Origin of the sequence: Acidocella sp., from assembly GCF_013044125.1 — a bacterium.
Lineage (GTDB): Bacteria > Pseudomonadota > Alphaproteobacteria > Acetobacterales > Acetobacteraceae > Acidocella.
In genome coordinates this window covers 1-5,006 of sequence record NZ_JABEVC010000184.1, presented here as the reverse complement: position 1 = coordinate 5,006, position 5,006 = coordinate 1, and the positions used below count along the sequence as shown (strand labels likewise).

Sequence of the window (5,006 nt, the reverse complement as noted above, 5' to 3'; positions counted from 1 at the left end):
GGTACGGAGTTCTCCGGCCCCGATGCCGGACTGGCGGATCTCTTCAAGGGCCGCTGGTCGTTGCTCACCCCGCCCGCCGGCACCGCCGAAGCCGCAATCGTCAAAATCGAGACCATGTGGAAAATCCTCGGCGCGCAAACCGCCCGCATGGATGCCGCCCATCATGACCGCGTAATCGCCATCGTCAGCCATCTGCCGCATCTCATCGCCTTCACCATCTGCGGCACGGCGGACGATCTGGCCGACGAGACCCGTGGCGAGGTGCTGCAATTCGCCGCCTCCGGCTTTCGCGACTTCACCCGCATCGCCGCGTCCGACCCTGTGATGTGGCGCGACATCTTCCTCAACAACAAGGATGCGCTGCTGGAAATGTTCTCCCGCTTCTCCGAGGACGCGCAGGCGATGGCGCGTGCCGTCCGCTGGGGCGACGCTGATTATATCGAGGACAAAATCAACCGCAGCCGCAAAATCCGCAAAAGCCTCATCGACATCAAACAGGCATAACCGCCATGGAAAATACCGCCGTCATCATCGCCGCCGGGCTCGGCACGCGCATGAAATCCACGCTGCCGAAAGCCGCGCACAAGCTCGCCGGGCGCGAAATGCTGCGCCACCTCACCATAGCGGCGGAATCGGTGTTCACCCGCGTCGTGGTCGTGGTGGGGCCGGACATGCCGGCGCTGGAAGCCCTGGCCGCGCCGCATGGCGTGGTGGTACAGGCCGAGCGCCTGGGCACCGCGCACGCCGCCAGGCAGGCGGAGGCGCAGTTCGGCGAGGGGCTGGTCGCGGTCTTCTATGCGGACAACCCCCTGGTCTCGCCCGCCACCATGCAGGCCCTGCTCGCCCGCGCCCGGGCGGATGACGCGGGGCTGGTGCTCCTGGCCATGACCCCGCCCGATCCCGGCAAATACGGCCGCCTGGTCATGCGCGATGGCTACGTCTCCCGCATTGTCGAATATGCCGACGCCACGCCCGAGGAGCGCCGCCTCACCCTGTGCAACGCCGGCGGGCTGGCCGGCAAAGCCGCGGACATGCGCCGCTGGCTGGCCGCCGTGAAAGCCGAAAACGCCAAGGGCGAATACTACCTCACCGACATCGCCGCCATCGCCCAGGCCGAAGGCGTCAAGGTCGCCGCCTTCGAGGCGCCTTACGCCGAGTGCATGGGCATCAACTCCCGCGCCGAACTCGCCGCCGCCGAGGCTGCCCTGCAAACCCGGCTGCGCGAAGCGGCGCTGGAATCCGGCGTCTCCATGCTCGCCCCGGAAACCGTGTTTTTTTCCGCCGATACCCTGCTCGGCGCCGATGTCATCGTGGGCCCGTATGTCGTCTTCGGCCCCGGGGTCACCGTGGAACCCGGCGCCGAGATCAAGGCGTTCTCGCATCTGGAGGGCTGCGTGGTGCATTGCGGCGCGCTCATCGGCCCCTACGCGCGCCTGCGCCCCGGCGCTGACATCGGCCCCGGCGCGCATGTCGGCAACTTCGTCGAAATCAAAGCCGCCACGCTGGGCGCGGGCGCCAAGGCCAACCATCTCGCCTACATCGGCGATGCCGAGATCGGCCCCGGCACCAACATCGGCGCCGGCACCATCACCTGCAACTATGATGGTACGGCCAAGCACAAAACCCGAATCGGCGCGAAGGTATTCATCGGCTCAAACACCGCGCTGGTCGCCCCCATCACCGTGGGCGATGGCGCGCTGGTCGCCGCCGGTTCCACGCTGACAGAGGATGTCGCCCCCAACACCCTGGCGCTGGGCCGCGCCCGGCAGGTCAACAAGCCGAAACGGCCGTAACGGCTCACGCCGCGCGGGCGGCGTCTGTATCCGTCTTCGCGAGCTGGCTGCCATCGGTGCTGCGGCGCACCTCCACCGGCAGCGCCACCCCTTCCGGCAAGATGAACTCGAACCCGTGGCGGCCGCTGCCAAAACCTGCGTCGCGCACATCCTCGCGGTACAAATTGGCCAGTACCCGGCCAATGCGCCGGCCCTGGCTGAATATATCCAGGCAGACCGGCGTTTCCGGCGCAGCAGCATCCTGCGCCCAGCCTGCGCAAAGCACCGGCCCGGCGATATCCACATAACCGCGCAACGCCCCATCGGCCGCCGGCGCGGCTATCCCCGCCCGCGCCGCAATCCGGCGCCAGATGGCGTCAAGCTGGAAACCGCTGTCCAGCCTTGGCAGGCACATATGCTCCGGGGCGCAACCCTGCGGATACAGCGCCTTGAAACTCGCCGCGTTATGGAACTGCGTCCGGAAATATTCGCCCATGAAACTCTCCGCCGGGCAGTTCTCAGCGAAGATGACTTCGTGGTTTTCCAGTTCGATATGGTAATATATCACCTCATCCACGCGCGGCATCTGGATGATGCTCACGCCATTGACCAGCTGCGCGGCATGCACCAGCACCCCGTCGATGCAGATGGCATGCCCCGGTGACACGAACAGATCGCGCGACGGCACCCCCTCACCCAGCGCCCCGGCCCGCACGCAAATGGGCAACACCTTCGCATGGTTGGCGAACGGAGCCGCGTAGCCGCGCATGCCGATCCATTTAATCTTCTGCATTCCGGCGTGCATGGTCGGCACCGCATCGCCGATCCGCAGATCCTCCACCGCCACCTCGCCCCGCCCCGTCGCAATGCGCGTGCCGCGCGCGTAGCAGGTCACCTCGGTAATCTGCGTGCCCGCGGTCACATCCGTAATGTTGAAGGCGGTGGCGGGGGGCACGCCCGGCAGATAAAACGTCTCGGTGGAAGTCCCGTTCGAGAGCGTCAGCATCCCGGCCACGAATGTATCGGAGGTGGCGGTGAAGCCATCGAGGACGAGCGTATCGCCAACGGTAAACCCGCTGATCGCCACTGTGCTCGGATAGCCCAGTTCGGCGTAATTGCCTTCCAGCGTCCAGGCGGCGCCATTGTCAAAGGTGATGCTGTTAAAGCCGCTGACGGTGCCGCCCATGTCGAACGATCCGGCGGAGCTGCCCGAGGCCAGTTCCAGCGCGCCGTACGTCCCGCTATCGTGGATTGCCCCGCCGAATCGCGCGCCGGCATCGAGGATCAGCCGGTCACTGGCACCGGAGAGCAAAACTGCTGTGCCAAAGCTGCCTTCAATCAGCCCGGCGTTGATGAGCGTACCGCTGGCGCCCAGAATCCCCACACCGCCGGCGCCCGCGATCGTGCCGCTCGCCGCGTTATCGATGATTCCGCTCCCGGCGAGCACCACGCCGGTGGCGGGATAGACAGTCCCGTTCAGGGAAAACGACGTGCCCGTGGCCGCGATCAGCCCGGCGTTATCAATCGTCGTGGAAACCCCGGAACGGGCTGCCCCATCCACCCCAATCGCGATGCCCGCGATGGTGCCGCCGGTCTGGTTCGTGACCGTATCCGAACCATAGAGATAAACGCCGGCGGCGGCGCTGATTGTCCCGCCGGTCTCGTTGGTCAGCGTGCCGCCGCTCCACAAAAGCACGCCAACCTCGCCAAATGTCTTGCCGCCGCTGACAAAAACCGTACCACCGGCCGTGATCAATCCGGAATTGGTGACATAGCCGCCACCCCCGCGGATACCGGCAACCACCCCATCATGCACGCCCGTTATGGCGCCGGAATTCACCGCCGTGCCACTGGTCGCGAAATAGACGCCCACGCCATGGTTCGCAGCGATGCTCCCGGCGTTTTCCACATAACCACCGCCATTCATGCGGATAGCCGAGCGGCCGGAAATAACGCCGCCCGCGCTGTTAAACACCTGGCCGGACTGTTGCAGGTAAATTCCGGCATAGGCGGCGAGGGTTCCGCCACCGCTGCCGGTCTGCTGAATAACGCCCGTGTTGTGAATGATCGCGGTGCCGTTCTGCTCCCCCACGCCCGCATAACGCGCGCCGGTGATATTCCCGCTGTTCACAAGGGTGATCGTCTCGGCATTCGTTCCCTGTGCCTGAATAACAACGCCAACATTGGTGGCGTTGATCGTCCCGGTATTCACCACCGTGCCGGGCACCTCCATGGCGATGCCGGTGCCAAACAGGCCGTAAGTGCTGGTGGTGCCGTTGCTGCTAACGGTGAGTTGCAGCCCCGCCGTGGTGCTGGCCTCTATCAGGCCGGAGTTCTTCACATAACCGTACAGGCCGGCCGGCGGCGTGTTGCTCTTAGTGGTTGAATTATAATAATGCAGATAAACGCCGTTCTGCCCGGAAATGGTGCCGCTGTTGAGGACGGTGCCGCCATCGTTGAGCCGCACCCCGCCGTAGAAATTCGTGTAGTTTTGTCCGGTTCCGGCGGCATTGGTGCCAACGGCGCGGATATCGCCGGTATTGCTAACAAGCCCGCCGCTGCCGAGGTCTATGCCACCGGCATAACCAATAATGGTCCCGGCATTTTGCACCGTGACGGGTTGCGAATTTTTCTGCCCGCTCAGCGCATATTGATCGCCCTTTGCCAAGCCGCTGCTCAAAAGCCCGGTGCTGGTATTGGAGACCACGCCGCCGCCAAACAACGCCACCGCGCCATATTTTGCGCCATAGACGGTGCCGGAATTAACCACCGTCCCGCTACCGCTGAACAGCACCACGCCAACGCCAATCGAGCCGTCGATCAGCTTGCTGTTTTCAATATAAGACGACCCGGAGCCAAAGGCGGCAATACCGCTCGCACTCTCAATCGTCCCCGAATTAAGCACAGTACCCGAAGCACCCAGCAAAATCCCGCCATCAAAGGGATTGGAAGCATTCGTTCCGTGACTCTCTATCAGCCCGGTATTGGTGATCGTGAAAATCGCGGTGGAGGGGCCGAACACGGCGGCGGAAAAGCTCTGCAAAGTCGCGCCGGAGCCGGTGTTGACGCTGTAGGAACCCACCGAGCCGTAGGCGTTAATGGTGCCGGTGATAACGACATCCGGCTGCGAGGAGCTTAGGGCCTGTTGATAAACAACTGGTCGTTTACCCTGTGTTGGGGGTGATTGTGTAGTTCCATTCGCCATGGAACTGATGAGGGGAGAGATTGATCGCC

Annotated in this window: 3 protein-coding genes; 2 read left to right on the top strand and 1 reads right to left on the bottom strand. The window is 64.2% G+C overall.

What is annotated here, in order from left to right; translation table 11 throughout:
- Together HKL97_RS11100 and glmU are read left to right on the top strand one after the other, a co-directional pair.
- Positions 1-504 (top strand): prephenate dehydrogenase dimerization domain-containing protein (locus HKL97_RS11100; RefSeq protein WP_291425295.1); only part of this gene is annotated, 504 nt, incomplete at its 5' end.
- Between the two features lie 5 nt (positions 505-509).
- The gene (glmU, locus tag HKL97_RS11095; RefSeq protein WP_291425294.1) at positions 510-1,793 is read left to right on the top strand and encodes a bifunctional UDP-N-acetylglucosamine diphosphorylase/glucosamine-1-phosphate N-acetyltransferase GlmU; all 1,284 of its coding nucleotides are present in this window, start codon (positions 510-512) and stop codon (positions 1,791-1,793) included.
- 4 nt (positions 1,794-1,797) lie between these two features.
- On the opposite strand, the gene HKL97_RS11090 is transcribed toward glmU, so the two are convergent.
- Positions 1,798-4,977 carry a Hint domain-containing protein gene (locus HKL97_RS11090; RefSeq protein WP_291425293.1) on the bottom strand — a complete coding sequence of 1,060 codons (3,180 nt, stop codon included), beginning with the start codon at positions 4,975-4,977 and terminating at the stop codon, positions 1,798-1,800.
- Between the last annotated feature and the right edge of the window lie 29 nt (positions 4,978-5,006).